The organism is Streptomyces sp. SID14436, from assembly GCF_010548465.1.
Lineage (GTDB): Bacteria > Actinomycetota > Actinomycetes > Streptomycetales > Streptomycetaceae > Streptomyces.
The window spans coordinates 1-4,453 of record NZ_JAAGMD010000711.1; the positions used below are offsets into that span (position 1 = coordinate 1).

A 4,453-nucleotide genomic window follows, 5' to 3' on the forward strand; every position below is an offset into this window, starting at 1 on the left:
GTGCCGCACGACGCCGCCCAGCCGTGGGGCGCCGACCGGCCCGAGGAGGTGGCTGCCGCCGTCCGCGCCGCCTGCGGCGACCCCGGCGCACGCGTGGCCCACGGTCCCGGCGACCTCAGCGACCCGCGGGAGCCCGCCGCCCTGCACTCTCGCGCCGCCGAGGCGCTCGGCGGACGGCTCGACATCCTGGTCGCCAACCACGCCCTCAGCGGTTCGGACGGCGACCTCGACACCGTCGACGCCGCGATGCTGGACGCGCACTGGGCCGTCGACACCCGTTCGGTGCTGCTCCTCGCCCAGGCACACGCCCGGCACCGCGCCGCGCTGGAACCCGGCACCCCCGGCGGGCGGGTGCTGATGATGACCTCCGGCCAGGACATCGCCGGCGGCATGCCGGGCGAGATCGCCTACGCCCTGCAGAAGGGCGCCCTGGCGTCCATCACCCGCTCCCTGGCCACCACGCTCGCCGCCCACGCGGTCACGGTCAACACCGTCAACCCCGGCCCCGTCGACACCGATTACCTGACCGGCGAGGACTACGACGCGGTCGCCGCCCGCTTCCCGTCGGGCAGGTGGGGCATGCCCGACGACCCGGCCCGCCTCCTCGCCTGGCTGGCGACGGACGAGGCGGAGTGGGTCACCGGGCAGGTGATCGACTCGGAGGGCGGGTTCCGGCGCTGACGCCCCGCCGCGCCTCCCGCGCCCCCCTGCGGCCACGCCGCGCGCGGGCGCGGTCCGGGCCCGCGACGGTGCGCGCGGGCCCGGACCCACGGTGGGCCGGCTACAGCGCGGACAGCTCGTCCACCAGGTCGTCCAGGCCCAGCGACCCCTGCGACAGCGCCGCCATGTGCCACGCCTTGAGGTCGAAGGCGTCGCCGTGCCGGGCCCGGGCGTTCTCCCGGCCCTGCAGCCAGGCCCGCTCGCCCAGCTTGTAGCCGATCGCCTGGCCCGGAATCGTCAGATAGCGGGTCAGCTCGCTCTCCACGAAGTCCGCCGGACGGCTGCTGTGCGCGCCGAAGAACTCCTGCGCCAGCTCCGGCGTCCACCGCTCACCCGGGTGGAACGGCGAGTCCGCGGGGATCTCCAGCTCCAGGTGCATGCCGATGTCCACGATCACCCGGACCGCCCGCATCATCTGCGCGTCCAGGTAGCCGAGCCGCTCCTCCGCGTCGGTGAGGAAACCGAGCTCGTCCATCAGCCGCTCCGCGTACAGCGCCCAGCCCTCGGCGTTCGCGCTGACCATGCCCATCGACGCCTGGTACCGGGACAGGTCGTCGGCGACGTGCACCCACTGCGCCAGCTGGAGGTGATGGCCGGGCACACCCTCGTGGTACCAGGTCGACACCAGGTCGTAGACCGGGAACCGGTCCAGGCCCATCGTGGGCAGCCAGGTCCGGCCCGGCCGGGAGAAGTCCTCCGACGGGGGCGTGTAGTAGGGCGCCGCCGCACTGCCCGGCGGGGCGATGCGCGACTCCACCTTCCGTACCCGCTCGGCGAGTTCGAAGTGGGTGCCGTCCAGGGACTCGATCGCCCGGTCCATCACGCCCTGGAGCCACTCCCGGACCTCGTCGACGCCCTCGATGTGCCGGCCGTGCTCGTCGAGGTGCGCCAGCGCCACCCACGGCGTCGCGGCACCGGGCAGGATCTTCTCGGCCTCCTCGCGCATCTCGCCGAGCAGCCGGTGGTACTCGGCCCAGCCGTACGCGTACGCCTCGTCCAGGTCGAGATCCGTGCCGTTGAAGTACCGGGCCCAGCGGGCGTAGCGCTCCCGGCCCACGGTGTTCGGCGCGCCCTCCACGGCCGGCGCGTACACGTCGCGCATCCAGTCCCGCAGCTCCACCACGGCGGCGGTCGCCGCGCGCGCCGCCTCGTCCAGCTCGGCGCGCAGGGCGTCCGGCCCGGCGGCGGCGAAGTCCTCGAACCAGCCGCGGCCCTCACCCGTGTCCGACCATTCCGTGAGCTGCCCGACGAACGTGGCGGTGGGGCGCGGCGCCGCGTACAGCTTGCGCTCCAGACCGAGGGCCAGGGACTCCCGGTAGCCGCCCAGCGCGGCCGGCACGGCCCGCAGCCGCTCGGCGATCGCCGCCCAGTCGTCCTCCGTGTCCGACGGTGTCACGGTGAAGACCTCGCGCACCGACTGCGCGACCGTGCCCAGGTTGCCCACCGAACGCAGCCCTTCGTCGGCCTCGTGCACGGCGAGTTCCGCGGTGAGCCGCTCGCGCAGCAGCCGGGCGCACCGCCGCTCGATGTCGCGGTCCGCACCGGGCAGCCGCTCGGCCTCGTCGAGCCGGGCCAGCGTGCGGCGTTGCAGCTCGGCGACGGCCTCCTGCCCGGCGGGCGAGAGGTCGGGCAGCCGGGAGGAACTCTCCCTGACACCCAGGTAGGTACCGGAGATCGGGTCGAGGGCGACGAGGTCGTCGACGTAGGCGTCGGCGACCTCGCGGGGCAGCGGGCTGTGGGTGCTCTGTGACATGCGGACCATCCTGGTACGCGGCCCGCCGCACGTCACCCGGATTGAGCCGAGGGCGAAGACGGCAGGAGCGGGCCGCAGTCCCACTGCTGGAAGATCAGCCGGGTCTCCACCCGCGCGACCTCCCGCCGCGAGGTGAACTCGTCCAGCACGAGGCGCTGCAGGTCCGTCATGTCGGCCACCGCGACATGGACCAGATAGTCGTCCGGCCCCGTCAGGTGGAACACGGTCAGCGACTCCGGCAGTTCCCGGATCCGCTCCACGAACGGCCCGACCAGCTCCCGCCGGTGCGGCCTGACCTGGACGGACAGCAGCGCCTGGAGGCCCCGGCCCAGCTTGGCGGGGTCCAGCTTCAGCCGGTGTCCCAGGATCACGCCGGAGCGGCGCAGCCGGGTCACCCGGTCCAGACACGTCGACGGCGCGACCCCCACCTGCGCGGCGAGGTCCCGGTACGTCGTCCGGGCGTCGTTCTGCAACAGCCGCAGCAGATGAAGATCGACCGGATCCAGTACGACAGATTCAGCCACTGGCCGAACGTAGCACGGGCGATCGCCCCACGTCCCCGGTCGGTGTTCACCCTTCCGCCATGGACCTGGGCATGGACACGCGAGGCGCGGATGCGCGCCGCACCACGAGAGCACTCGCCACCGAAGCCGTGCACGCCGGCCGGGACGACCTCGCCCGGCAGGGACTGCACGCCCCGCCGATCGACCTGTCCACCACCTACCCCTCGTACGACAGCCGGGCCGAGGCCGCCCGCATCGACGCCTTCGCCACCACCGGCGCGGAACCGGACGGTCCGCCCGTCTACGGGCGCCTCGGCAACCCGACCGTCGCCCGCTTCGAGACGGCCCTGGCCCGCCTGGAGGGCACCGAGGCCGCCGTCGCCTTCGCCAGCGGCATGGCCGCGCTCAGCGCCGTCCTGCTGGTGCGCGGCTCCATGGGCCTGCGCCACGTCGTCGCCGTCCGCCCGCTCTACGGATGCAGCGACCACCTCCTCACCGCCGGACTGCTCGGCTCCGAGGTGACCTGGACCGACCCGGCGGGCGTCGCCGACGCGCTGCGCCCCGACACCGGCCTCGTGCTGGTCGAGTCGCCCGCCAACCCGACGCTCGCCGAGGTCGACCTGCGAGCCGTCGCCCACGCCTGCGGCTCGGTGCCGCTCCTCGTCGACAACACCTTCGCCACACCGGTTCTCCAGCGCCCCGCCGAGCACGGGGCCCGCATGGTGCTGCACAGCGCCACCAAGTACCTGGGCGGCCACGGGGACGTCCTCGCGGGCGTGGTGGCCTGCGACGAGGAGACGGCCGGCCGGCTGCGCCAGGTCCGCTTCGCGACCGGCGGCGTGCTGCACCCGCTGGCGGGCTACCTGCTGCTGCGCGGGCTGTCCACACTCCCGGTACGGGTACGGGCCGCGTCCGCGAACGCCGCGGAACTCGTCCGCCGGCTGACCGCCGACCCGCGCGTGGCCCGGGTGCACTATCCGAGCATCGGCGGCGCGATGGTCTCCTTCGAGGTGCACGGCGACCCGCACGAGGTGATCGCCGGGGTCCGGCTCATCACCCCGGCCGTCAGCCTGGGCAGCGTCGACACGCTCATCCAGCACCCGGCCTCGATCAGCCACCGCATCGTCGGCGCCGATGACCGCCGCGAGGCCGGGGTCGTCGACCGGCTGCTGCGGCTCTCGGTGGGGCTGGAGGACGTCGAGGACCTCTGGGCCGACCTCGACACCGCCCTGGGGGAGCGGGCCGGGGTGGCGCCCTCCCGCACGGAGGCCATGGCACAGGGCTGAGGGGTACGGCGGGGCGGGGCCCTGTGCCCCGCGCCGCGCACCGGGCGCCGGGTGCAGGGCCGGGGGCCGCACGGAGGAACCGGCGGCTGCGCCGCCGGCCAGGGTCACCCTGTCCGGCCGTCGGCTGCGCCGCGGGCCACGGTCCCTTTGTCCCGGGGACGGCGAACGGCGGACCTGACCCCGCCGGGCCG

Annotated in this window: 4 protein-coding genes; 2 read left to right on the top strand and 2 right to left on the bottom strand. The window is 74.8% G+C overall.

The genetic code is table 11. From position 1 onward, the window contains the following. The coding region (locus G3I53_RS25780; RefSeq protein ID WP_203617425.1) for an SDR family oxidoreductase at positions 1-681 on the top strand (681 nt) is incomplete at its 5' end. A gap of 100 nt (positions 682-781) precedes the next feature. Here the strand turns inward: G3I53_RS25780 and G3I53_RS25785 are convergent. Continuing rightward, positions 782-2,473, bottom strand: a complete 1,692-nt coding sequence (locus G3I53_RS25785; RefSeq protein WP_164337402.1) for a DUF885 domain-containing protein — start codon at positions 2,471-2,473, stop codon at positions 782-784. 32 nt (positions 2,474-2,505) lie between these two features. Beyond that, on the bottom strand, positions 2,506-2,997 hold the full coding sequence (locus tag G3I53_RS25790) for an Lrp/AsnC family transcriptional regulator (RefSeq protein ID WP_164337401.1): 492 nt from the start codon (positions 2,995-2,997) through the stop codon (positions 2,506-2,508). A gap of 71 nt (positions 2,998-3,068) precedes the next feature. On the opposite strand from G3I53_RS25790, the gene G3I53_RS25795 reads away from it, so the two are divergent. Further along, on the top strand, positions 3,069-4,262 hold the full coding sequence (locus G3I53_RS25795) for a PLP-dependent transferase (protein WP_239064103.1): 1,194 nt from the start codon (positions 3,069-3,071) through the stop codon (positions 4,260-4,262). The last annotated feature ends 191 nt before the right edge of the window (positions 4,263-4,453 follow it).